This is a genomic window from Nonomuraea sp. ZG12 (assembly GCF_052068115.1).
Classification (GTDB): Bacteria; Actinomycetota; Actinomycetes; order Streptosporangiales; family Streptosporangiaceae; genus Nonomuraea.
The window spans coordinates 221,662-246,714 of sequence record NZ_JBQHCW010000005.1 but is presented as its reverse complement, the minus strand read 5'-3'; the positions used below and the strand labels follow the sequence as shown (position 1 = coordinate 246,714).

The window sequence follows — 25,053 nt, the reverse complement described above, 5'->3', positions numbered from 1 at the left end:
CCTTACCAGCGCTTCTGGTAGCGGTTACGGAGCCAGATGGCGACAGAGTTCATCAGCAGCAGGATCAGCAGCAGGATCACGATCGCCGCCGAGGCCAGAGTGTGGAAGCCCTCGCGCGACTGGGAGATCCAGTTGAAGATCTGGATCGGCAGGACGGTGTAGCTGGCGAAGACGCCGTCCGGGTTGAAGCGGATGAAGGACACCGCGCCCAGCATGAGCAGCGGGGCGGCCTCGCCGATCGCGCGGGAGAGCGCCAGGATCGAGCCGGTCGCGATGCCGGGGATCGAGGCGGGCAGCACCTGCCGGGAGATCGTCTGCCACTGCGTCGCGCCGAGAGCGAGCGAGCCCTCCCGGATGGACGGCGGGACCGCGCGGATCGCCTCACGGGAGGCGATGATCACGATGGGCAGGACGAGCAGGCCGAGGGTGATCGACGCGGTGAGCACGCTGAATCCCAGGCCGAACGTCCGGGCGATGATGCCCAGGCCCAGGATGCCGTAGACGATCGAGGGGATCGCGGCGAGGTTCTGGATGTTCAGCTCGATGACCCGGTTCCACCAGCGGGTCTTGTCGGCGTACTCCTCCAGGTAGATAGCCGCGGCGATGCCGGTCGGCAGGGTGAGTACGGCGGTCAGGGAGATGACCCAGAGGGTGCCGGTGATGGCCGACTGGGCTCCGGCGATGTCCGGGTTGCGGACCGACGGCATGTTCTCCCAGAGGCGGGAGTCGATCCTCGGCCAGCCCTCCAGGAGGACGTAGGAGAGCAGCGCGATCAGGAAGACGAACGCGATGCCCAGGCTCGCGATCAGAGCGGTCCTGAACAGGTGTTCCTTGATCGGCTGGCCCTTGCTCGCCAGTTGTACGGCCGAGCGTGGTGTCGAGAGAACGGCCATTACTCGTACACCTCACGATACCTGCGCACAAGGCGGGCGCTGACGTAGTTCATCGCGAACGTCATCACGAACAGCAGTGATCCGACCGCGAAGATGGTGTTGTAGTCGACGGTGCCGATCGGCACGTCTCCGGACCCGGCCTGCGCGATGAACGCGGCCATGGTCTGCATCGCCTTGCCGAGGTCGAAGGTGAAGTTGGGCTGACCGCCCCCGGCGATGTAGACGATCATCGTCTCGCCCGCGCCACGGGAGACCGCCAGGATGACGGCCGCCACGATGCCGGAGAAGGCGGCGGGCAGCACGACCCGCACCGAGGTGGTCATCTTGGACGCGCCCAGGGCGAACGATCCCTCGCGCAGCGCCCGGGGCACCGCCGTCATCGCGTCCTCGGAGAGCGAGGCCACGATCGGGATGATCATGAAGCCGACGACGAGACCGGCGCAGAGCGCGTTGAAGATCTCGATCTCGAACGGGAGGACGCTGCGGAGCAGCGGGGTGACGAAGCTCAGCGCGAAGAATCCGAAGACCACGGTCGGGATGCCCGCGAGCACCTCGAGGACGGGCTTGCAGATCTGCCTGACGCGCGGCCTGGCGTACTCCGACAGGTAGATGGCGGCGCCGAGGCCCAGCGGCACGGCCACGACGACGGCGATGCCCGTGGTGATGAGGGTCGCGCTGACCAGTGGCAGCACGCCGTAGCCCGGCGGCTCGAACAGCGGGCCCCAGTTGGTGGAGGTGAAGAACTCCACCACGCTGATCTCGCCGAAGAACCTGACGGTGGGCTCCAGGAGCGACACCACGATGCCGACGGTCGTGGCGACGGAGACCAGGGAGGCCACCAGGAGCACGACCTTGATGACCTGCTCGCCGTAACGCGGGCGCGACCGCGCCAGGGACGGTGAGGTCCCTGGCGCGGTCGCGGAGGGCGGGGTGGCCATCAGCCCTGCGTCTTCAGGGCGGCGTAGTCGGACTTCAGCTTGGCCTCCTGCTCAGGGTTGAGCGGGATGTACTTCGCGTCGGTCGCGATCTTGCTGATGTTGCCGACGTAGAAGTCGAGGAACGCGACGCCCTCGGGCTTCTTGGTGATCGCGGCGGAGGGGTAGATGAACAGCGGCCTGGCCAGCGGCGTGTAGGTGCCGTTCTGCGCGGCCTCGACGCTCGGCGCGACACAGCCGTCGCCGGAGTCGATCTCGACGGCCTTCAGCTTGTCGGCGTTCTCCTCGAAGTAGGTGAAGCCGAAGTAGCCGAGGCCGCCCTTGGAGCCGGTGACACCCTGGACGGTGACGTTGTCGTCCTCGCTGGGGCTGTAGTCCTTGCGGCTCGCGCCCTCTTCGCCGTTGATCTCATCGGTGAAGTAGTCGAAGGTGCCCGAGTCGGTGCCCGCGCCGAACAGCTTCAGGGGCTCGTCCGGGAACTTGGGGTCGACCTGCTTCCAGGTCATGACCTTGCCCTCGGCCGCCGGCTCCCACATCTTCTTGAGCTGGTCGGTGGTGAGGCAGGAGGCCCAGGTGTTCTCCTTGTTCACGACCACCGTGAGGGCGTCGGTCGCGACGGTCAGCTCGGTGAACTTGACACCCTTGGCCTCGCACGCGGCCTTCTCCTCGTCCTTGATCGGACGGGAGGCGTCAGAGATGTCGGTCTCGCCGTTGCAGAACTTCTCGAAGCCGCCACCGGTGCCGGAGGTGCCGACCGTCACGTTGATCTTGGGCTGCTCTTCGGCGAAGAACTCGGCCGCGGCGCTCGTCAAGGGGGCTACTGTGCTGGAGCCATCTGCCTTGACCTGGCCGCTCAGTTCGGCCCCCGCGCCCTGGGAGGCGGTCGCGCTGGCGGTGCCGTCCCCGGCCGGCGGAGTGGTGTTGGTGCCGCCACATGCGGCGGAAAGAGCCACAACGATGGCGGCCGTCGCCGCCGCGCTGAGGCGGCGCTGTCCACTGGTCACGGTGTGCGTCCTTCTCCGTAGTAAGAGCTGTTCTTTGCTTCACCTCGATACAAACGGCACAAGGTGAACAGACGGAAAACGGGTCGTGACCACGGATGGAAGGCGTATGCGGAAAGGTGTGAACCCTTGGTATGGGGGGTTCTCACCAGGGCGGGGGCAAACGTGGACAGCCGACGTTCACGCGAACGTCATGAGGTCTTCAGCGCTCGGAAAATGGGCCGGCCCGCGAGTCTCTGCGGACTCGCGGGCCGTGCTGTGGCGTTGGAGAGGGCTGTCGTCAGACGATCTGGCGGAGCAGGATGGTCGCGACGCACGCCGGCTTGGGCGCGTCCTCGACGGTGAAGACCATGGTGATGGTGAGCTGCACCCCGCCGGTGACGTCGGCGACGTTGTCCAGAGTCGCGGTGGCGCGCAGCTTGCTCCCGACGGGGACCGGCGAGGGGAACCGGACCTTCTCGCAGCCGTAGTTGATGGCCAGGCTGAAGCCGGTCAGCTTCATGATCTCCGGGAGGAGCCGGGGGACCAGGGACAGCGTGAGATAGCCGTGCGCGATCGGGCCGCCGAAGGGGCCGTCCTTGGCGCGTTCGGGGTCGACGTGGATCCACTGGTGATCGCCCGTGGCCTCGGCGAACTGGTTGACCGCCTCCTGGGTGACCTCGTACAGGCCGCTCTGCCCGAGGGGCTCCCCGATCGGCAGCGAGCGGACGCCCTCGACGCCGTTGACGATGATGGCCGCCATGTCAGAATCCTCCGAGGTCGAGCGGGGCCGGCTTGAAGTCCTGCAGCCGCCCGGCGTACGGGCCGGCGAACAGGTCGCTGACGGACTGCGGGCTCCACCCGCCGGCCTGGAACTGCTCGTCCACCTCGCCCGGATGGGTCCACAGGGCGATCCGGTCGCCGCCGGCGGCGATGGCCTGGCCGGTGACCGCGTCCGACAGCTTGGAGGCGAGGTAGACGATGACGGGGGCGACGTCGTCGGGCGAGCCGAGGCCCTGGCGCCTGGCCGCCTCGGGGACGGCCTCACCGGCGTCGACCTTGGCCACCAGGTCCGCCAGGCCGGGGATGGTCGCGACCATCCGGGTCAGGGCGGTGGGGACGATCGCGTTGACCGTCACGCCGATCTTGGCGTGCTCGACGGCCCAGGTCCGCATCATCGCCACGATCGCGCCCTTGGAGGCGGAGTACGCGGTCTGCCCGAAGCTGGCCCGCTGGCCGGCGGGCGACCCCACCAGGATCAGCCGGCCGCCCTCGCCCTGCTCCCTGAACCGTGCCGCGGCCGCCCGGCCGCAGGTGAAGGTGCCGCGCAGGTGGCTGTTCACGACCAGGTCGAAATCGTCGTCGGTGGTGTTGCGCAACGTCTTGTCCCGCAGCGCGCCCGCGTTGGTGACCATGACGTCGAGCCTGCCGAACTCGTCGACGGCGCGTCGTACCAGCGTGTCGGCCAGCTCCGCGCTGCCCACCGCGCCGACCACGGCCACCGCGGCGCCGCCCGCGTCGGCGATCGTCCGGACCGTCTCCTCGGCGACGTCGCCGTCCAGGTCGTTGACCACGACCGACGCGCCCGCGGCGGCGAGCGCGCGAGCGTAGGAGCGGCCCAGCCCCCGGCCCGATCCAGTGACCACGGCAACTCTGCCGTCGAGCATGTGTCCTCCCTTGGACCGGCGCTGGGGCGACGGTGAGCGTGTTGACCTGGTTCGACGTTATGGAGTAGCGGCGGCGCGGCGGATGCGGCCGATGACGGCACCGGCGCAGGGCCTCTGGCGTGTACGGGCTACGTCATTTGTCCCACATGGCGCGGGCTGAGACCGTGGATCCGATGCCCCTGAGAATCGATTTCACCGCGTTCCGGAACCCCGCCTTCCGACTGCTCGCCCTGGCGCAGATCGGGTTCGTGCTGGGCGAGCAGATCCTCGTGGTCGCCGTCACCGTCTCGCTGCTCGACGCCGGAGGCGACGCGGCCACGGTGGGGGTCGTGCTCGCTGCCAAGGGCATCGCGTCGTTGAGCCTGCTCCTGGTGGGAGGCGTCTGGTCCGACCGCCTGCCGCGACGGCGGATCCTGGCGATCATGCTGGGCGTCGACGCCGCCGCGGCGATCGTCCCGGTCCTGCTCCTCATGGGCCACCCGTCCGCCTGGTCGCTGGCCGCGGTCCTCTTCGCGGTCGGCGCGGCGGAGTCGTTCATCCGGCCGGCCTTCAACGCCATGCTGGCGAGCACGCTGGCCGAGGACCAGCGGGTGTCCGGCCGGGCGCTGGTCAACATCTGCACGCGGGTGGGCGTCATCGCCGGCCCGGTGATCGGCACCATGCTGGCGAGCGGCCTCGACATCCTCCCCTACCTGCTGGCGGGGCTCGTCTTCGCGGGCAGCGCCGCCGCGTTCCGCCGGGTGCGGGAACCGTCGTGGACCCCGGCGGCCCGCCGGTCGGTGCTGAAGGAGGCGTGGGCGGGGGTCACCGACGCGGGGCGCCGGCCGTGGCTGACGGCGCTTCTCCTCTTCTCGCCCATCAGCCTCATGTTCGTGATCGCCCCGAGCCAGGTCCTGCTGCCGCTGCTGAGCCGCGACACCTTCGGCTCCTACACGGCGTACGGCACGGCACTCGCGTGCTACGGCGCCGGCGGCCTGATCAGCAGCGTCGCCATGATGACCTGGCAGCCGAGGCGGCCGGGGGTGGTGGCGATGTGGTCGATGTCCCTGTACGCCCTGGTCCCGCTGGGCCTGCTGTACGCCCCCTCCGTCGGAGTGCTCCTCTGCTGCTACCTGGTGGCCGGCTTCGGCGTCGAGACGTACGCCCTCACCTGGGACGTCGCGATGTACCGGGAGGTGCCCGACCACCTGATCGGGCGGATCACCTCGCTGGCCTGGCTCAGCACCTTCGGCCTCATGCCCTTCGGCCAGGCGCTGACCGGCCCCCTGACCACCCTGCTCGGCACCGACGTCGTCCTCCTGTGCGCGGCGGGGCTGGTGCTGGCGATCCCGCCCGGCCTGCTCCTCGTCCGGGGGATGGCCGGGCTGCGAGGCGCCCGGCGTTAGGCGGGCTCCTCGCACAGGTGGTGGCGCAGGCCGTTGAGGGCGGCGTCCAGGAGCAGGGGGAGGGAGGCGTCCTCGCTGTCGAGCCACTGCTCGTACGCGGACAGCGCCATCCCCAGGCTTACATGCCCTACCGTCCGGGGCAGCAGGTCGGTGGGGGCCAGGCCGTACCTCTCGGTGGTGTAGTCGGCGATCACGCCGCGCCACGCGGCGTACTTCAGGGCGGAGTGCGCCTGCAGCGCGGGGGTGGTGAGCAGCAGGCGCATGCGCTCGCGGTGCTGGGGGATGGCGTCGTCGTCCAGGTGGTTGAAGTCGAGCACCGCCTGGTGCACCGCCCGGTGGACCGGGATGTCCAGGGGCGTGGCCCGCAGGAACTCGCGCAGGTGGGCGAGGCCGGCCTCGGACGGCGAACAGCCGGAACGCCGCCCGCTCGATCGCGCCGAGGTCGGTGGCGGGGCGGCGGCCGGGCGCCTGCCTCTGCGCCTGCTTCGGTCGGCTGCTGGTGACGGCGTCGCGAAGCGCTCCAGGCAAAGACCGAACACACAAGCCGTGGGCCCCCGACCACCCCGGCGATGTGGCCTAGCTCACTCACTCATGAGCTAAGGACCTGCGATTCGCTGAGCAAAGCAGGCTTTCGTGAGACGGAAGACAAAAGATTGCCGGAACGCCCGCTGCGCACGGCCCGGAACGCCCGCTGTGCACGGCGTCCGGCGGCAGGCTCAGGCGTACAGGCCGATCTGGCGGTAGACGGCCTTGAGATAGACCAGCATGCCGGCGGCGTCCGGCGGGTCGGGCTGGAGCACGCGCCACGTCACCGCCCCGGCCATCATGTCGATCAGCACGTCCAGATCGGCGTCCGCAGCCACCGCGCCGTCCGCCTGGGCACGCCGCAACATCGCGGACGCCAGCTCGCGGCGGGGCAGGATGTGGTGCTCCCAGTAGACGGCCATCAGCTTCGGATGGCTGACCGCGGCGCCCATCATCCGGGCCACCAGCGCGCGGAACTCCGGGTTCGCGACCATCTCCGCCGCCGCCGGAAGGGCGCGTTCGATGATGTCCCGGGGCGACAGGGCCTCGACCTCGGCGGCGGTGGGGGTCACCTCGCCGCCGACCGACTCCTCGACGGCCTGGGCGATCAGGTCTTCCTTGGTGCTCCAGCGACGGTAGACGGTGAGCTTGCCGACCCCCGCCCGCTTGGCGATCTGCTCCATGCTGGTGCCCTCGACGCCGCGCTCGACGAACAGCTCCAGCGCCGCGCGCAGGATCGAGGCGTCCGTCTCGGGGGCGCGGGGACGGCCACGTCCTCGGGCAGCGGTCAAGCGAGTGCTCCGTCCAGCCAGCGGGTCAGCTCGGCGGCGCCGCCCTGGCAGGCCAGGTGCCCGTCCGGGCGTACGAGCATAGCGGGGAGCGGCCCGTCGGCGGGCCGCAGGAGCACCACGCGATCACCGAGGCGGCTCCGGGCCGCCGCCAGGGCACTCTCGTCGCCGACGACCGCCCACCGGCCGCGCAGCTCGGCGTGCAGCCGGGTACGCGTGCCGTCGGGGCGCTCGCAGGCCGTGTCGGGAATCCGGTCGCCCGGCCGCGGCCGGCGGCCGCGGCCGCCCAGCGGGCCGCGCCGGTAGCTCACCCACAGCTGAGAGGTCGTGTACGTGACCCAGCGCTGGAGCCAGGCGATGCCGAACAGCCGGATCAGCACCTGGTCACGCAGGAACCGGCCGACCGGCCCGGCGGCGATGTTGACCTTGGTGGCGGCGGTGCTGCCGCGCAGGACCTGGGTGGCCAGCGGGCGGCGCTCCGCCTCGTACGTGTCCAGCAGGCGGTCGGCGGCCCGGCCGTGGACCACGAGGGCGAGCTTCCAGGCGAGGTTCTCGGCGTCGCCGAGCCCCGTGAGCATGCCCTGGCCGCCGAAGGGCGCGTGCGCGTGCGCGGCGTCCCCGGCCAGCAGGACGCGTCCTCGCCGGTAGGTGTCGGCCAGCCGGCGGTGCACGCTGAACAGCGACGCCCACGAGGCGTCGAGCAGTCGCACGTCGCGCAGGCCGGTGCGCTCGGGCAGGATCTGCCGCATCCGCTCGACGATCCGCTCCTCACCCGGCTTGTCCTCGCCGAACGCCGGGTCGTACGCGAGCAGCCGCCACTGGCCGCCAGGCATGGGCATGGCGCCGAACATGCCCTCCGGGTGCACCCAGCCGCTCGTCCCCGAGCGGTCGAGCGTCGTGTCGAGGCGGGCGTCGACGAGGAGGAAGCGCTCGCTGACCTTGACCCCGGGGAAGCCGATGCCGGCCAGCTTGCGCACCGTGCTGCTCGTTCCGTCGCAGCCGACGAGCCGGCCCGCCCGTACGGTACGGCCGTCGGCCAGCACGGCGTCGACCCCGTGCTCGTCCTGGTCGGCGGCGACCAGGGCGGAGTTCCATTCCGGCCGCACGCCCAGCTCGGCCAGGCGGTCGCGGAGCCGCGCCTCGACCCGCGCCTGCGAGATCACCATCGGGGCGGCGGCGGTCCGCAGGCCGGGGTCGCCGAACCGGATGCGCATCATCGGCCGGTCGCCCGCGTACGTGGTGATCGTCATCGCCCGCACCGACTCCTCGGGCAGGCCGTCGAGCGCGTCCAGCCGGTCCAGTACCTCCGAGCCGCGCGCGTGCACGAAGTTGGCTCTCGACGTGGTGGCCGGCCCCGGGGCCCTGTCCACCACGCGTACCGAGACGCCGTGTTGCAGCAGCGCGCAGGCCAGCGCCAGGCCCACCGGCCCGGCTCCGACCACCAGGACGTCGGTTTCCATGGGACCTCCTTATTTTCTTTACGGAACGGTACCGTAAACAAAATGGACGGGCGATCCCTTGGCCGGTCAGATCAGCGTGAGGTGGCGCACTCCCGTCATGGTCGGAGTGGGCATGAAAACCACTGGATCATCCGGATCGGTGCCCAAATGGCGGAAGCGATCGAGCAGGATGTTCAGCGCGACCCGGCCTTCCAGCCGGGCCAACGGGGCGCCCAGGCAGAAGTGGATGCCGCGGCCGAAGCTGAGATGCGGGTTGGGGTCACGGCCGGGGTCGAAGACGTCAGGATCGGGGAACTGCCGGGGGTCTCGGTTGGCCGCGGCCACCCAGGTCAGGAGCATCTGGTCGGCCGGTATCGTCACCCCGCCCAGCTCCACCTCGCGGGTGGTGGACCGGCCGACGGCGGCGAACGGCGTCAGGTAGCGCAGCGACTCCTCGATCACCGCCGGGACCGAGGAGCGGTCGGCCCGGACCTTGTCCTGCTGCTCGGGGAAGGCGTCCAGGCACAGCACGGTGTTGCCGAGCAGCATCGTCGTGGTGATGTGCCCGGCGAGCAGGAGCACGATCGCGAAGTTGACCACCTGGTCGTCGGGCAGGCGCTCGCCGTCCACCTCGGCCTCGACCAGCTTGGTGAGCAGGTCGGCGCGCGGCCGGCTCCTGCGCTCCCCCGCGTGGCCGGCGAGATACTCGGACATCTCCTTCCACGGGCGGAGCGTGGCCTGCATGTCCACGTCCTGGTTCTCGGCGGGCTCGGCGAGCGAGATCTGGGTGTCGCGCTCGAACAGCGCGTCGGCCCACCGCTTGAACAGGGCACGATCGCTGCTGGGCACCCCCAGCAACTCGGCGATGACGATGACCGGAAGCGGATAGGCCAGATCGGTCACCAGCTCGAACCGGCCCCGCCCGGCCGCCGCGTCGAGCAGTTCGTGGGTGAGTGCCGCGATCCTCGGTTCGAGATCCGCGACGACCTTCCGGGTGAAGGCGCTGCTGACCAGCTTGCGCAGCTTGCCGTGCTCCGGCGGGTCGATCTGCGTGATGAAGCCCGCCATCGAGAAGTCCCCACCCCCCGGCATCAGACTCTTGGGAACCAGGCGCATGGTGTCAGAGGAGAAGGTCGCCGGATCGCTGAAGACCTCATGCGCTTCCGGATGACCGTAGACGTTCCACATGCCGGTCCCGGCGTCGAACTCGACCGGCTGACCGGTTCGCGGACCGTGCAGCCAGAAGTGCTGCGGGTGAACGTTGTACCGCTCGACGAAGTCGGCCATCGCAACCCCCCATCAGGTCGACAAGTCACGTTACGCTTGTCATGCGCCCGTTCAAAGCACCGCGCCTCTACCTGATGGTGAGCTCCTCCACCAAGGGATCGTCGTGCAGGGCGGTGGCGGTGGCGTCCGGGTCGAGGGCCTCGGCCGCCAGGTGGACGCCGGGAGGCACGGAGCCGGTCAGCACCGCGCGGGTGGCGAGCGCCATCACCACCCCGCTGAGCGCGTACGAGTCCACGGCCGTGAGCAGCACCCGGGTGGGGCCGGGCGAGGCGCCGGGACGGGGCCGGCCGGTGAAGAGCATGACGTAGAAGGCGCCGAGGTCGGCGTTGTCCTGGAGGGAGGCGCGGACCACGGCGTCGGCGTGCGGGGCCAGGGTGGCGGGGCTCAGGGTCGCGGGGTCGATGTCCGGCAGCTGGGCCCACGACGCGGTCAGTGCCTCGGGGAGGCGTTCTGTGACGAAGACGTTGTAGGAGCGCACCTCGTCCGCCCCGGTGTCCATCGCCAGGGTCTGCGCCTCGGTGGTGAGATAGGGCCAGGCGTGGACGGGGACGGGGAAGCCCGGCAGCCGCACGCCGTTCAGCGGTGCCAGCGTGTTGGGCGCCACCCGGCCCGCCCGCCAGGCCGCCATCGGCGTGCCGAATTTCGGCCCCCTGGTGAGCAGCGCGTCCACCGCCGAGAGCGGGGTGAAGACGGCCGCGCCGCCGACGTAGAGATCCAGGCGGCGCAGCGGGCGGCCCTTGGCCAGCAGCCGGGGCAGCAGCCCGGACAGGCCCGGCATCACGCCGGCGGAGAACACCGCCGTCCTGCCTTCGGGCACGCCGCCCGTGCTGAGCGCGTCCTTGGCCGCCAGTTCGCCGCCGATGTCCACATAGTCGGCGCCGGCCGCGAAGGCGGCGCGGGCCACGGTGTCCAGGACCTGGTACGAGGGGCCCGCGCAGTTGACGACGACGCGGCAACCGTCGCAGAAGGCGGCCAGCCGGCCGGGGTCGTTCAGGTCCACCCGCACGGCGTGCGCCGTTCCGGGGAGCGTGGCCGCGAGGTCGGCGGCGCCCGCCAGGTCCCTGCCGCCTACCCGCAGCGGCCCGAGGCCGTAGGCCGTGATGCGCTGCGCGGCCGTCCGGCCGACCGCACCGGTGGCGCCGAGCAGCCCGATCACCGCTGACCCCCGAGCTGGTCACTGGGCTGATCACTGGGTTGGTCAGTGGGCTGGTCACCCAGGCGTGAGCGGACGGCGGACGCCACCCCGGCCACCGTCGAGTCGGACAGGAACTCGCGTACCGGCACGGGGATGCCGACCTCCTTGGAGAGCCGGACCACCGCCCGCACCGCGAGCAGCGAGTCGCCGCCGAGGCCGAAGAAGTCGGCGCCTCGGTCGAGCACGGGCACCTCCAGGAGCTCCTCGAAGACGTCGGCGATCGCCTGCTCCAGGTCGTCGGCGGGCGGCCCTTCCGGGTGGCTGACGGCCGATTCGAGCAGCAGGCCGAGACGCAGCCCCTCGTCGTCGGGTTCGGGCTCGGCCGCCTCCGGCAGGCCGGGCATCCGGTCCCAGCCCGGCCCGTCGGCGAGGGCGTCGACCAGCTCGACGAACTCGGCGAACGCCGCCGTCACCTGGTCGGCCTCGAACAGCTCGTCCACCAGGGAGAAGACGGCGACCATCTCCGGCCCCAGCTCGAAGCAGCGCACCTCGATCGCGACCTGCGGAGTGCGCAGCTGGTGGAAGTAGTCGGAAGCGACCACCCGGCCCAGCGGCCCGGCATCCTCCGGCGGGCGGCCGCCCATGGCGGCGTCGACGCCCAGCACGCTCTGGAACACCACCGGCCCGACCGGCCGCCAGCTCCCGCGACGGCGGGCCAGCTCCCGTCCGACCTCCACGCCGGTGATCAGGTTGTGCGCGGCGTGCTCGCCGGAGGTCGTCTGCACGGTGGCGGCGAGCTCGCCGAAGGTGGCGCCGGGGTCGAGGTCGAGCGGGAGCAGCATGGTGGCGGCGAAGGCGCCCACCACCCGCTGCACATCCGGGTGCAGCGGCAGCCGGTTGAGCTGCAGGGAGTTCAGCAGCATCCGGCGATGTCCGGCCCACCGGGCCAGGACCACGCCGAACGCGGTGAGCATGGCGGTCGACGGGGTGACGCCCCGGCCGGTGCACTGCTGCCGCAGCGCGGCCCAGCGGTCGGCGCTCCAGCGATGCTCCCGGTTGCCCATGGTGATCGGCCGCACCTGCTGGGGGTCGGCGGCCAGCGGCAGGGTGGGCGGGGTGGGCAGCGTGTCGAGTTTGGACCACCACCAGTCCCGGTCGGCCTGCCATGCCTCGGTCGCGGGCAGGTCGGCGACCGCGTTGACGTAGTCGCCGAAGTTGATCTCCAGGGGCGGCAGGGCGGCGTTCCAGTCGGCGACGAAGGTCACCAGGTCGCGGCTGAGCACGCTGGATGACCAACCGTCGAAGATCAGCAGGCTGAGGCCCAGGTGGAGCCGCCCTTCGCCGCCGGGGAGCAGGGTGAGCCGGATGTCCAGGCCGGGCCCGCGGGTGGGATCCGGTCCGGTGGTGCTCATCTGCTGCCGTACGTCCTGGAGTGTGTCCGCGATCTCCTCGGCGCCGGCCGCGCGCAGGTCGTGCACCCGCACCTGGGGGACGGCGCCCGGCGCGTCGGCGGGCAGGACGTACTGGCGGCCGTCGGAGGTGACGCGGGCGCGCAGGGTGGGCTGGTGCGCGGCGAGCCGTTCGACCGCGTCCGTCAGCGCGTCGGCGGCCTCGTCGCCGTCGACCCCGGTCAGGGCGTAGTCGAGGTAGTAGTGGGCCGAGTCGTAGGACAGCTCCCAGCCGTCCTGCTGGCCGACGAAGTAGCCCTGCTGCAGGGGGAGGAGGGGGAACTCCGCGTGCGGGTCGGGGCGCGGGGTGACCTTGAGCGGCAGGGCGCGGGCCGCCGGCTCGCCCGACGAGCGGCGGCGTACGAGCTCCGTCAGCTCGCCCAGCGTCGTCTCCACCCGCACGTCCGACAGGGCGAGCGCGACGCCGAGGCGTTTGCGCACCAGGGCGGACATGCGGACCGCGAGCACCGAGTCGCCGCCCAGGCGCAGGAAACCGACATCGTGCGGGATCTCGTCGGGTGGCAGGTCGAGCAGTTCCGACCAGATCTCGGCCAGCTCCATCATGGGCACTCCCATCATCAGGTGATTCAGCGGGTGGCGACGAACAGGCGCTGCGACAGCGCGGTCAGCGGGTCCCCCTGGCGGGGCAGGTCCACCTCGACGCGCAGGCCGGCGGTCTCCAGCGCGCTGAGCCACTCCGCCCGGCGCAGGTAGGTGCGGGTGGTGCCCGCGCGGCCGTCGTGCCGCTCGGGCGGGCCGTCCCCGGTGGACAGGGCGAACGGCATCGACGTGAGCGACTGCGGGTGTTCGCGGACGGTCTCGATGAGCAGCACCCGCCCGCCGGGCGCGAGCCGCGCGGCGACCTGGTCGAGCAGGCGGCCGGTGTGCGGGGCGTTGTGGGCCATGGTCGCCGCCACGACCAGGTCCAGGTCGTTCGGCTGGTGCGGCAGGTCGCGGGCGATGTCGAGCAGTTGGTACCGCAGGAAGCCGGTCCCGAACCGGTGGCGCGCGATGTCGAGGAAGAACGGCGACAGGTCCGTGAACAGGTAGAACTCGACCGGACTCCCGGCCAGCGCCGGGAGCAGGTCCGCCGTGGTGGCGCCGATGCCCGCGCCCAGTTCCAGGATCCGCAGCGGCCGGGTGGCGCGCTCGGCCAGGTCCGCGACGACCTCGGCGGCGGCCGTGTTGAGGTAGCGGCTGATCAGGTTGTCGCGGTAGACGGCCTCGGCGGTGGCGGGCTCGCCGTCGGGGTAGAGCAGCGCCTGCACGCCGATCTCGTCGCGCAGCAGGGCGGGCAGCATCCGCAGCGAGCGCAGCATCATCTCGGCCAGCTCGGCGGGATAGTCGAGCGCCGGTCCCGCGGACTCCAGGTGCGCACGGGCGGCGGTCAGCTCGGCGCGGCGTGGGCCGTGCAGGTCGTGGTAGCGGCCCGTGGCGTCGCGGCTCACCAGGCCGGCCTCGTGGAGGGCGGCGAGCCAGTGGCCGGCGATCCAGCGGTGCCGCCGGGCCGCGCCGAGGTCGGTCGCGACCGCGTCGGCCTCGTGCGCCCCTGGGCCCCGCAGCCGGGTGCGTGAGCGCAGGTCGGCGGCTATGCCGAGGAGGGCCAGGCGGTCCAGGTGCGCGACCGCTTCGGCGGTGCCGCCGGTGTCGGTCCCGGTGGTCGTGGCCTGCCCTGCGCGGTCGGCTCGGTCGGTCAAGGACGACATAGGGCGAGATCGTACGAGATAACGGAAATCATTTTCAAGATCTAGACAAACACCATGAAAGTGTGTAGGAATGAAAACCGTTTCCATTCTGCTGTTCTGTGGAAGGGGTCTCCCTTGGGTTCCGCCACCGTCGAAGAAGTGCTCGCCTGCCTGGCAGACGTGCTGGAACTCCGGCCTTCGGATCTGGATCCCGACACCCCGCTCACCGCCCTGGGGCTGGAGTCCTTCACCGCCGTACGCCTGCGCCGACGGCTGCTGGAGGAGGCCGGGCTCGACCTGCAGCTGACCGCCTTCCTCGGAACGGCGACCGCCCGCACGGTCGCCGCCGGCATCGAGCCGGACGCGACGGACGTACCGGACGAACCGGAGAGTCGGCCCTTCCCGCTCACGCCCATCCAGACCGCCTACCTGGTCGGCCGTGACCCCGCGTTCCCGCTGGGCGGGGTGGCCACCTTCTACTACTACGAGTACGACCGCTCCTCCCAGGACCTCGATCGGCTGGAGAGCGCCTGGAACAGGCTGGTGCGACGCCACCCCATGCTGCGCATGGTCGTGGACGCGAACGCTCAGCAGCGGGTGCTCGACCAGGTGCCCGACTACGTCATCGCCCGCACCGACCTGCGCGGCGAGAGCCCCGAACGCGTCGAGGAGGCCCTGGACGCGCTGCGGGCCGAGTGCTCACACCAGGTGCTGCCCACCGACCGGTGGCCGCTGTTCGACCTGCGCGCCGCGTTGCTGCCGGACGGCCGTACCCGGCTGTTCGTCGGGGTGGACGTGCTGGCCCTCGATCTCATGAGCTGGATGCGGCTGATGCGGGAGTGGGGCACGCTCGTGGCCGATCCCGGCGCGGAACTGCCGGCGCCGCCGCTCAGCTTCGCGGATCTCGTACGACGCCGCCTGGAAGACCCCGCCGAGCGGCGGCGGCGCGAGTTGGACGCCGCCTATTGGGCCGGCCGCGCACCGAACCTGCCGGACGGGCCCGCGCTGCCGTGGAGCCGAGGCCCGGCCGACCTCAGGGGGCAGCGCTTCACCCGGCACGCGGCCGAGCTGTCCGCCGAGGAGTGGGGACAGCTGCGCAAGCAGGGGGCGGCGCACGGGCTGAGCCCCACCGGGCTGCTGCTGGCCGCCTTCGGCCTGGTGCTGCAGCGCTGGGGCGCCCGCGACCCCTTCTGCCTGAACACCACCCTGTTCGACCGCGGCGGCGCCGACATCCCGGGCCTGGACGGCGTCGTCGGCGACTTCACCAGCACGGTCCTGGTGGAGATCCCCACTGCGGACCCCGGCCGCTGGTACGGCTTCGCCGGGTACGCCGCGGCCGTCAACCGGCAGTTCTGGACGGACCTCGACCACCGGGCCGTCTCGGGGATGGAGACACTGCGAACCGCGATCGAGGCGGGCGAGCGCTCCCGGGTGACCGACCCGGCCACCGGGCTGCCCCTGCCCACGCACACCGTGGTGTTCACCAGCGGCGTCGGACTCGCCGGACCGGGCGACGCGCCGGCCGCCTGGCTCGGCGCGGAGGTGTTCGGCGTCTCGCAGACGCCGCAGGTGCTGCTCGACCACATCATCTGGGACGAGGAGGGCCGGCTCCGCATCGCCTGGGACGCCGTGGACGAGGCGCTGCCCGAAGGGTTCGTCGACGGGATGCTGGCCGCGCACGCCTCCCTGCTGCGGCGGCTGGCCACCGAGCCCGAGCTGTGGACCGACCCGGCGCTCGGCTGGGACCCGTCGTTCCTCCGGGACGAGGAGCCGCCGAGCGGGGCGTTCGACGGTGCCGGGCCGTTGCTGGACGCTCCCCTGCGTGCCGCCGCCGAGCGGGACCCGTCCGCGCCCGCCCTGTTCGAACCGGCCGGTGAGGTGTCGGCGGGCGAGCTGGCCGAGCGAGCCGCGCGGACCGGCCGGGCGCTCGCCGCGCTCGGGGTCGGGCCCGGCGAGCTGGTGGCGGTGGCGGCGGACAAGGGCAGCGCGCAGGTCGCCGCGTTACTGGGGGTCTCGGCCAGTGGGGCCGGGTACGTTCCCGTCGAACCCGGGTGGCCTGCGAGCAGAGTGGCCTCGGTGTGTGAGCAGGCGTCCATCCGGCACGCGCTGGTGTCCCCCGAGGCCGACGTCACGCTCTGGCCGGACCAGGTCACGGCCCACCGGCTGGATGCCGACGGGGTGCTCACCGACGGAGTGCTCACCGACGGGCTGCTTGCGTCCGAGGTACGGCGTGCGGAGCCGGACGATCTCGCTTACGCGATCTTCACCTCGGGCTCGACCGGACGGCCCAAGGGCGTGGCCATCGAGCACCGCGCCGCCCGCACCACCCTGGACGACCTCGCCGAACGCTTTCCGCTGGACGCCGGCGACCGGGTGCTCGCCCTGTCCGCGTTCAGCTTCGACCTGTCGGTCTACGACATCTTCTCGGTGCTCGGCTCGGGCGGCGCGATGGTGCTGCCCGAAGCGCCCCGCCAGCGCGACCCCGGGCACTGGCTGGAACTGATGGCCCGCCACCGCGTGACCGTGTGGAACACCGCTCCCGCCCTGCTGGAGATGCTGGTCGAGTACGCCGAGCTGGAGCCGGAGACGGTCCGCCGGGCGCTGTCCGCGCTCAGGCTGGCGTTCCTGTCGGGGGACTGGATCCCGGTGACCCTGCCCGACCGGCTGCGGGCGCTGGCCCCGCACGCCGAGGTGGTCAGCCTGGGCGGGGCGACCGAGGCCTCCATCTGGTCCATCTGCCACCCCATCGGCCAGGTGGACCCCTCCTGGCCGAGCATTCCGTACGGCAGAGCGCTACGCGGCCAGTCCTTCCACATCCTCGACGAACACGGCACACCCTGCCCGGTCGGCGAACCGGGCGAGCTGCACATCGGCGGCGACGGGGTGGCCCGCGGCTACGTCGGCGACCCGGGACAGACGGCCGAACGCTTCGTCACCCACCCGATCCTGCGCCGCCGCCTCTACCGCACCGGCGACCTGGGGCGCTGGCGGTACGACGGGACGATCGAGTTCCTCGGCCGGCTGGACCGGCAGGTCAAGATCCGGGGGCACCGCATCGAGCTCGGTGAGATCGAGGCCACCCTGGACCGGCTCCCCACGGTGCGGCAGGCGGTGGCCCGCGCGGTACGCGGGCCCGACGACCGGCCCAGGCTGGTCTGCTACGTCGTGCCCGCCGAGCCGTCGGCGCCCCCGTCGGACGATGACCTGACCTCGGCGCTGCAGGCGAGCCTGCCCGCCTACATGGTGCCCAACCGGTTCCTCTTCCTGGACGACCTGCCGATCACGGACAACGGCAAGATCGACTACAGGGCGCTCACCAACCCGTACCAGCGATCGGCCCACCCACCCACGTCCACCCCGGACACCCGCCCCCTCGCTTCAGGCGGAGAGGGCGAAGCCGGCGGGGAAGCGTCGGACGTCCGGCCCCTCGCCTCGGGTGGTGGGGGCGTCGAGGGAGAGGCGGGTGTCCGGGCGCTTGGTTCGGGTGGAGGGGGCGTCGAGGGAGAGGCGGGTGTCCGGGCGCTTGGTTCGGGTGAAGGGCGCGTTGAGGGGGCGTTGGACGTCGGCCGCGTGTCGGTGGACGCGGTGGGGACGCGGGCAGTCAGCTCGACGGTGACGCGCGGGTTGCGGCTCAGCATCACCGTGTCTCCCGACGGGGCGATGGAGCTGGTCATCGAGGGCGGCGCCGACGGTGGCGACCCCGCCCCGCGCGCCCTCGCGCAGCCCGGCGACTCGGCCGCCGCGTCCGTTCTGGCGCGGTCTGGCGACTCGGCTGCCGCGTCCGTTCTCGTACGGCCTGGTGGTCCGGCCGGCGGGTCAGTTCTCGTACGGCCCGGCGGCTCGGCCGCTGAGGAGGCTGGGCTCGGGTCGGTCGCTGGGTCCTCGGTTCGGGAGCAGGGGCGGGTGGGCGCTGATCCGCAGGTGGAGCGGGTGGTGGCCCGGGTGTTCAGTGACCTGCTCAAGGCGCCGGTCGATGTCACCACGCCCTTCTTCCAGCTGGGGGCGTCGTCCCTGACCATCGTGCTCGCGCAGCGCGCCCTGCGCGCCGAGCTGGACGAAGGGCTGGCCGTGGTGGACATGTTCGCCCGGCCCACGGTCCGGGACCTGGCCGCGTTCATCACCGCCCGCAGGCAGACGTCCGGGCAGGACCCGGCCGACCCACCACCGCCTGACGGCGCGCGACCGGAGCCCGTCGCCGGGCGGGCCGGCGCTCGACGGGCGGCCCGAGCACACGCTGAGGAGCTGGCCGGATGAACGCCAAGCCGACGGATCCCGACCAGACCGATCCCGACCAGACCGATCCCGACCCGACGGATGCCGAGCCGATCGCCGTCGTCGGGCTGGCCTGCCGCTATCCGGGGGCGCCGGATGCCGACGCCTACTGGGAGCTGCTGCGCGACGGCCGCGTAGGGCTGACCAGGTTCGCCGATGACGAGCTGGCCGGTCGCGGCGTGCCCGCGCGACTGCGGGCCCACCCGGGTTTCGTACCCGTCGGAGGGCTCATCGAGGGCCAGGCGGACTTCGATCCGGAGCCGTTCGGGTTCAGTGACGCCGAGGCCGCCCTCCTCGATCCCCAGCATCGGTTGTTCCTCGAATGCGCCTGGCACTCCCTGGAACACGCCGGGCACGGCGGCGGACGCGGAGCCGGCGCGGTCGGCGTCTTCGCCGGCGCCATGCAGAGCGCGTACCTGGCCGCCAACCTCTCCGACCGGTGGGACCCGACCGGCGGGGGCCGTGATCCGCTCGGCAGCATGCAGACCGCGATCTCCACCCAGGCCGACTACCTGCCGCTGCAGACGGCGTACCGGCTCAACCTGACGGGACCGGCGGTCGCGGTGGCGAGCAGCTGCTCGACGTCGCTCGTCGCGGTGCACCTGGCCGCGCAGTCGCTGCTGTCCGGCGAGTGTGACACCGCGCTGGCGGGCGGGGTGTCGCTGATCGTGCCGCAGGGTCAGGGGTACGTGCACGTCACCGACGGGGTGTTCGCCGTGGACGGGACGGTACGGCCGTTCAGCGCGCACGGCACCGGCATCGTCTACACGCAGGGCGTCGGGGTGGTGGTCCTGCGCCGCCTGGCGGACGCGCTCGCCGACGGTGACCCCGTGCTCGCCGTGCTGCACGGCTCGGCGATGAACAACGACGGGGCCGACAAGGCGGGGTTCACCGCGCCGTCCGTACGGGGGCAGGCTCGGGCGGTGGCCGAGGCGCTCGCGGTGGCGGGCGTCTCGCCGCGCGACATCGGGCTCGTCGAGGCACACGGCACCGCCACCACGCTGGGCGACCCCATCGAGGTCGCCGCGCTGAAGCGGGTGTTCGGGGACACCGGCCCGGCGTGGTGCGGGCTCGGCTCGGTGAAGGGCAACATCGGCCACGCGAACTCGGCCGCCGGGATCGCCTCCTTCATCAAGGCGGTCCTGGCCGTACACCATCGAGTGCTGCCCTCGTCGCTGCACGCGCGTCCGCTCAACCCGCTCCTCGCCCTGGAGGAGTCCCCCTTCGAGGTGATCGCCGAGACCAGGGACTGGGACACCCCTCCGCTGGCCGGGGTCAGCTCCTTCGGCATCGGCGGCACCAACTGCCATGCCGTGCTCGGGCCGCCTCCGCAGCGACCGCCGACGCCCGCCGATCCGCGCCCCCAGCTGCTGGTCGTCTCCGCCGCCACCCCCGAGGCGGCGACCGCCACCGCTCAGGCTCTCGCGGCGGACCAGGAAACCGTGGCCGTTCAGGCTTTCCCAGCGGGTCAGGAGGCCGATCTGGCGTACACGCTGGCGGTCGGGCGCTCCCATCAGGCCTACCGGGTGGCGGGTGTGGGGCGGGCCGGGCTGGACGCGGCGACGCCGGTCAGGGCTTCGGCCGCGCGGGTGGTGTTCGCCTTCCCCGGAGGAGGCAGCCCGTACCCCGGGATGGGCGGCGAGCTCTACCGGGACGAGCCGGTTTTCGCCCAGGCCGTCGACGAGTGCGCGGAACTGCTGCTGCCCCTGCTCGGCGCCGACGTCCGCGACGCCATGGATCCGAGGACAGCCGAGAAGCGCTTCCGCGACGTCGCCTTCGGCGTGCCCGCGCTCTTCGCGGTGTCGCTCGGGATGGCGCGGCTGCTGGAGTCATGGGGGGTACGGCCTGACGCGCTGGTCGGGCACAGTCTGGGTGAGTGCACGGCCGCGGCGGTGAGCGGCGCGCTGCCCCTTCCCGAGGCGGCCAGGCTGGTCGCCGCCCGGTGCGAGGCCGCCGTCCGCGCGGCCGGCGGAGGCGCGATGCTGGCCGTGCCGCTGGGCGAGGACGAGGTTCGTGAGCTGCTGGACCGCCATCCCGAGCTCGACCTCGCCGCCGTGAACGCCCCGGAGGCGTGCGTCGTGTCCGGCGTCGCCTCGGCCATCGACAGGCTGGCGGACGAGCTGCGCGAGCGTCACATCAAGAGTACGAGGCTGCGGGTGGACGCCGCGATGCACTCGCGGGCAGTGGACCCGGCGTTGCCCGGCCTGGGCGCGGCCCTGGCCGGGCTGACCGGTGGGGCCCCTGCCGTGCCGGTGTTCAGCACGGTCACGGGCGCCGCCATCGGCGCCGAGCTTGCGGAGGCCGCGCACTGGACGCGGCAGCTGCGCCGGCCGGTGCGGTTCTCCGCCGCGCTGCGGGCGGCCCTCGCGGACGAGGCCCTGCTCGTGGAGGTCGGTCCGGGCACCGCCCTGTCCTCCCTGGCCCGCAGCAACGCCCTGCCCGGCCTGCGGTCGGTGCTCACCACGCTGGTGCCTGACGAGCCGGAGACCGCAGGTGTACGGCAGGCGGCCGGCACGCTGTGGGCCCACGGCGTCCCGGTGAATCTGGCGGCCCTGTCCGCACGGGGCAGACGGCGGGTGCACGCGCCCGGCTACGCGTTCCAGCGCCGCCGCCTGTGGATCGACCCCCCGGACCCGGCGCTGTCGGATGGGCGGTCGGCCGTCGATGCGGACGAGCCGCTGCAGCTTCCCGTCTGGACCCAGGTTCCCCCGCTTCAGCCCGCCGAAGCACCGGAAGGCCGCTGGCTGGTGACCGGGTCGGGCGCCCTGGCGGACACGCTGCGCACCCGGCTGACGGCGGGCGACCCGTCCGAGCCGCTGACCGGCCTGGTGGTCATCGCCGCCGAGCAGACGGAAGCGGCGGGACCAACCGCTGCCGTCTCCGCCGCTGAGCAGGGCGCGGTGGCTGAGGAAGCTGCTGCCGTCTCTGCCGCTGTGCTCGCGTTCGGCGAGGTCGCGGGCGTGTCGGCCGCGCAGGACGAGCAGCCGGCGCTGCTGCTGGTGACGCGGCACGGCGAACAGGTGGCCGGTGATCCGGCGCCGCACCCGGCTCAGGCGGCCCTGCGGGTGCTGCCCCGGGTGCTGGGTCAGGAGCAGCCCGGATCGAGGTGGGCCACGCTCGACCTCGGGGCGCCGGCTGACCCCGACGCCGAGGCGCGATCCGTACTGCGCGAGCTCGGCACGCTGATGAGCGGGGAGAACCCGGGAGCGGAAACCGCCTTGCGGGGTGTGACCAGGTGGCAGCGCCGCCTGACCCCCTGGCGCCCGGCCGATGCCGGGGGACGCCCGGCCCCCGGGCGCCCGGCCGACCCTGAGGGGAACGCCGCGCCGCCCGGCAAGGTGCTGATCATCGGTGGACTGGGCGCCGTGGGTCAGGTGTTCGCGAGGCATCTGGCCCGGCGCGGACACCAGGTCGTGGTCACCTCACGCACGGCGGCCCGCCACGGGAGCACGCTCGACGAGGCCGGTGTGGACGTACGAGTCTGTGACGCGGCCGATCACACGGACACCTCGGCCCTGATCGGGAAGCTCTCCGCCGACGGGCCGATCGAGCTCGTCGTGCACGCGGCGGGCGTGGCCGCGGGGGCACGGCTGGACCCGCTGCGGTCCTTGGACCCCGGCCAGGTCGCCGAGCACCTGCGGGCCAAGGCGGAGGCCACGATCGCGCTCCGGGACTCGATCGCCGCGCTGCCCGAGGAGCGCCGCCCCCGGACCGTGCTCCTCATGTCCTCGGCGACCACTCTGGTGGGCGGCGTCGGCATGGGGCCTTACGCGGCGGCCAACGCCGCGATGGACGCGCTCGCGCTCGCCGCGCCCGGCCCCACCCGGTGGATCAGCGCCGTATGGGACGGCTGGCGGGTCGCCGAGGAGGCCGTCGTGCTCGCCGACGCGCTGGACGCCCGCACCGGCACCGAGGCGCTGGATCGGCTGCTGGCCGCCCGGAACAGGGACAGCCTGCCCCCGGCCGTGGCGGTGGCGGCGACCGATCTCCATCCGCGGATCGTCGCGGCCGGCCGGCCCCGGCAGGTCGTCGCCACCGGTGACGCCGCCGAGCTGAGCCCGGTCGAGCGGGCGGTGGCCGAGCTGTGGTCGGAGCTGTTCGGTGTCCCGGTGACCGATCCGGACGCCGACTTCTTCGCGCTCGGCGGCCACTCGCTGCTGGGCGTGCGGATGCTGGCCGCGCTGGGCGAACGGTTCGGCGCCCAGCCGGGGATGCGGGACCTGCTGGCCGCGCCCACCGTGGCGGGAGTCGCCCGGCTGATCGGGTCCGCGGACCTCCGGCCGGACCCGGCACCCGGGCCCGGGCCGGCCGAGGACCCCGTCGACGCCGACGGCACCTTCGCGATGACCCGCGTCCAGCACGCCTACTGGGTCGGCCGGGACGGCGGCTACCGCTGGGGGGACCTGCCCTGTCACTTCTTCCTCGAATACGACTGTCCCGGTCTCGACCTCGACCGCTACGAGCGGGCGTGGAACCGGGTCGTGGCCCGGCATCCCATGCTCCGCGCCGTGGCGACGCCCGAGGGACGGTTCCGGGTGCTGGAGAGCCCGCCGCGTTACCGGATCCGGGTGCACGACCTCACCTCGATGCCGGAGGAGCGCAGGTCGGCGCGGCTGGCCGTACTGCGGGAGAGGTTGTCGACCAAGCCCGGGCCGCCGGATCGCTGGCCGCTCGCGCAGCTGCAGGCGGCCCGGCTGCCGGGCGGCGTGGTCAGGCTGTTCATCGGGGTCGACGTGCTCGTCTGCGACGCGGCCAGCTGGTGGATCATCGAGTCGGAGCTGCGCACCCTCTACGAGGACCCCGACGCCGTGCTGCCGCCGCTCGACCTTCACCCGGCGGCCTGCGTCCCGGAACGGGGCGGCGACCAGCGCGCCGCGCTCTACTGGCGGGAACGGCTCGACACGCTTCCCGGCCCGCCCGCCCTGCCGGTCAGCGACGAGGAGGCGTCCCCCCGGTTCGTTCGGCGCGCGACGCGGCTGAGCCGGGAGGAATGGGCCGGGCTGGTGACCGCCGCCGCCCGGCACCGGGTCACGCCGGGGGTGGTGCTGCTGACCGTCTACACGGATGTCCTGACCCGCTGGGCGGGCTCGGCCGGGTTCTGCGTGACGCTGACCCTGTTCGATCGCCCGCCCATCCACCCGCACGTGAACCGGGTCGTCGGCGACTTCACCTCCTTGATGCTGCACGAGGTCCCCGCCGCGCCCGCCGACACCTTTGTCGAACGGGCCGCCGCCGCGCAGGCCCGGATGTTCGACGACCTGGACCACCGCCGCTTCTCCGCCCTGGACGTGCTCGCCGAGCAGGCCACCAGAAAGGGAGAGGTGCGGTCGGTGCCCGTGGTGTTCACCAGCGCGCTCGCCGTGGCGGACATGGTGGAGAGCGGTGCCGGCCTGGAGTGGGCCGGCGAGCAGGTGTACGCGGTCTCGCAGACCCCGCAGACCTGGCTCGACCACCAGGTGCTCGAACACGCCGGCGAGCTACGCCTGCAGTGGGACGCCCTGGACGGCGTCCTGCCCCGCGACGAGCTGGAGGCGGTGATCGCCGAGCACACGGCACGGGTACGGGAACTGGCCACCGAACCGGACGCCTGGACCCGGCCCGAGCCGCTGGCCACGGACGCCGGGACCAGGTCCGAGCCTTCGGCCACCGAGCCGGACGTCCGGGCCCGGCCCGAGTCGCCTTCCCCCGGCTCAGCCGGGTCCGCCGTCCAGGTTGGCGCCGCGCGGGACATCGTGCTGCCGCTGCGTGCCGAGCCCGGCGGATCGGCCCGGCCCACGCTCTACCTCGCCCACCCCTCAGGGGGTGACGTGCTGTGCTACGCCGAGCTGTCCAGGCTGCTCGACCCCCGCGTGGACGTCATGGCGCTGGCCGACCCCGAGCTCGCCGGTGGCGCCGGGGCGGGCCCCGAGACCATCGAGGGGATCGCCGAGCAGTACCTGGGCGCGATCGACGCCACCGGCGGCCCGGGGGCGGGGCCCTGGCTGGTCGGCGGCTGGTCCATGGGCGGCACGGTGGCCCAGGAGATGGCCCGGCGGCTGCACGCCGGCGGGCGTCGCATCGCCCTGCTGGCGCTGCTCGACTCCAACGACCCGGCGCTGATCCGCGACGTCCCCGGCCGGGACGCCGACGAGGTCGCCTGGCAGGTGACGGTCCGACACCTGCACGCGCTGGAGGCGTACCTCGGCATCGACCTGGACGCCGGTGACGCGCTGGCGGCCGTACCGGAACCACGCCGCATGAGCGCGGTCGCCGATCGCCTGCGCGCGCATCGGCTGCTGGGCCGTGGCGAGGACCTGCCGGGACGGCTGGCCGTGTTCGCCAGGCACCTGCGGGCGCTCGCCGCGCACACCCCGGGACGCCTGGCCGACCAGGACACGGCGACGCTGCTGATCCGGGCAGACCGGCCGTCCCCTCGGAACGCGGGCATCGGGATGGGCGTCGACGACACCCCGCCCGGCCAGGACGACCTCGGCTGGGGACGCCACCTGGCCGGGCCCGTCACGGTCGCCGGGGTCGACGCCCACCACTACGGCATGCTGCGCCCTCCCGCGCTGCCCGCCGTGGCCCGGCTGATCAACGCCGCGCTCGACAGAGCATTGGCGCCACGTTGAGAA

The 25,053-nt window shown here is 72.8% G+C and carries 15 protein-coding genes; 3 read left to right on the top strand and 12 right to left on the bottom strand.

Annotation, left to right across the window (positions count from 1 at the left end; genetic code table 11):
* Positions 1 to 2 precede the first annotated feature (2 nt).
* From pstA to ACTMTF_RS17745, 5 genes are all read right to left on the bottom strand, one after another.
* Positions 3 to 893, bottom strand: coding sequence for a phosphate ABC transporter permease PstA (pstA, locus tag ACTMTF_RS17765; protein ID WP_441111666.1), 891 nt, complete (start codon positions 891 to 893; stop codon positions 3 to 5).
* Positions 893 to 1,831: a phosphate ABC transporter permease subunit PstC gene (gene pstC, locus ACTMTF_RS17760; RefSeq protein WP_441111665.1), complete on the bottom strand. Its 939-nt coding sequence runs from the start codon at positions 1,829 to 1,831 to the stop codon at positions 893 to 895. Before pstC ends, pstA begins: the two co-directional genes overlap by 1 nt.
* Positions 1,831 to 2,832, bottom strand: a complete 1,002-nt coding sequence (locus ACTMTF_RS17755; protein ID WP_441111664.1) for a PstS family phosphate ABC transporter substrate-binding protein — start codon at positions 2,830 to 2,832, stop codon at positions 1,831 to 1,833. The genes pstC and ACTMTF_RS17755 overlap by 1 nt, the downstream gene beginning before the upstream one ends.
* A gap of 277 nt (positions 2,833 to 3,109) precedes the next feature.
* Complete coding sequence (locus ACTMTF_RS17750) at positions 3,110 to 3,571, bottom strand: MaoC family dehydratase (RefSeq protein ID WP_441111663.1); 462 nt, start codon at positions 3,569 to 3,571, stop codon at positions 3,110 to 3,112.
* Between the two features lies 1 nt (position 3,572).
* Positions 3,573 to 4,475 carry an SDR family NAD(P)-dependent oxidoreductase gene (locus ACTMTF_RS17745; RefSeq protein WP_397007359.1) on the bottom strand — a complete coding sequence of 301 codons (903 nt, stop codon included), beginning with the start codon at positions 4,473 to 4,475 and terminating at the stop codon, positions 3,573 to 3,575.
* 173 nt (positions 4,476 to 4,648) lie between these two features.
* Between ACTMTF_RS17745 and ACTMTF_RS17740 the strand changes: the two genes are divergently transcribed.
* Positions 4,649 to 5,860, top strand: a complete 1,212-nt coding sequence (locus ACTMTF_RS17740) for an MFS transporter (RefSeq protein WP_441111662.1) — start codon at positions 4,649 to 4,651, stop codon at positions 5,858 to 5,860.
* Here ACTMTF_RS17740 and ACTMTF_RS17735 read toward each other — a convergent pair.
* The 7 genes from ACTMTF_RS17735 to ACTMTF_RS17705 all read right to left on the bottom strand — a co-directional run bounded on the left by ACTMTF_RS17735 (position 5,857) and on the right by ACTMTF_RS17705 (position 14,188).
* Positions 5,857 to 6,399 carry an acyl-CoA-like ligand-binding transcription factor gene (locus ACTMTF_RS17735; RefSeq protein ID WP_441111661.1) on the bottom strand — a complete coding sequence of 181 codons (543 nt, stop codon included), beginning with the start codon at positions 6,397 to 6,399 and terminating at the stop codon, positions 5,857 to 5,859. The genes ACTMTF_RS17740 and ACTMTF_RS17735 overlap by 4 nt on opposite strands.
* 177 nt (positions 6,400 to 6,576) lie before the next feature.
* Positions 6,577 to 7,176 carry a TetR/AcrR family transcriptional regulator gene (locus tag ACTMTF_RS17730; RefSeq protein ID WP_441111660.1) on the bottom strand — a complete coding sequence of 200 codons (600 nt, stop codon included), beginning with the start codon at positions 7,174 to 7,176 and terminating at the stop codon, positions 6,577 to 6,579.
* On the bottom strand, positions 7,173 to 8,633 hold the full coding sequence (locus tag ACTMTF_RS17725) for an FAD-dependent oxidoreductase (protein WP_441111659.1): 1,461 nt from the start codon (positions 8,631 to 8,633) through the stop codon (positions 7,173 to 7,175). The genes ACTMTF_RS17730 and ACTMTF_RS17725 overlap by 4 nt, the downstream gene beginning before the upstream one ends.
* A 66-nt stretch (positions 8,634 to 8,699) precedes the next feature.
* On the bottom strand, positions 8,700 to 9,899 hold the full coding sequence (locus ACTMTF_RS17720; RefSeq protein WP_441111658.1) for a cytochrome P450: 1,200 nt from the start codon (positions 9,897 to 9,899) through the stop codon (positions 8,700 to 8,702).
* Positions 9,900 to 9,966: 67 nt separating this feature from the next.
* Positions 9,967 to 11,055 (bottom strand): saccharopine dehydrogenase NADP-binding domain-containing protein, encoded by a 1,089-nt coding sequence (locus ACTMTF_RS17715; protein WP_441111657.1) that lies wholly within the window; start codon positions 11,053 to 11,055, stop codon positions 9,967 to 9,969.
* Positions 11,052 to 13,046 carry a phosphopantetheine-binding protein gene (locus tag ACTMTF_RS17710; RefSeq protein WP_441111656.1) on the bottom strand — a complete coding sequence of 665 codons (1,995 nt, stop codon included), beginning with the start codon at positions 13,044 to 13,046 and terminating at the stop codon, positions 11,052 to 11,054. The genes ACTMTF_RS17715 and ACTMTF_RS17710 overlap by 4 nt, the downstream gene beginning before the upstream one ends.
* 23 nt (positions 13,047 to 13,069) lie before the next feature.
* A complete protein-coding gene (locus tag ACTMTF_RS17705) occupies positions 13,070 to 14,188 on the bottom strand; it encodes a class I SAM-dependent methyltransferase (RefSeq protein ID WP_441111655.1) in 1,119 nt (372 codons plus the stop codon).
* 114 nt (positions 14,189 to 14,302) lie between these two features.
* On the opposite strand from ACTMTF_RS17705, the gene ACTMTF_RS17700 reads away from it, so the two are divergent.
* Both ACTMTF_RS17700 and ACTMTF_RS17695 read left to right on the top strand, forming a co-directional pair.
* Positions 14,303 to 18,421 (top strand): non-ribosomal peptide synthetase, encoded by a 4,119-nt coding sequence (locus ACTMTF_RS17700; RefSeq protein WP_441111654.1) that lies wholly within the window; start codon positions 14,303 to 14,305, stop codon positions 18,419 to 18,421.
* Positions 18,418 to 25,050, top strand: a complete 6,633-nt coding sequence (locus ACTMTF_RS17695; RefSeq protein ID WP_441111653.1) for an SDR family NAD(P)-dependent oxidoreductase — start codon at positions 18,418 to 18,420, stop codon at positions 25,048 to 25,050. The genes ACTMTF_RS17700 and ACTMTF_RS17695 overlap by 4 nt, the downstream gene beginning before the upstream one ends.
* Positions 25,051 to 25,053: the final 3 nt, after the last annotated feature.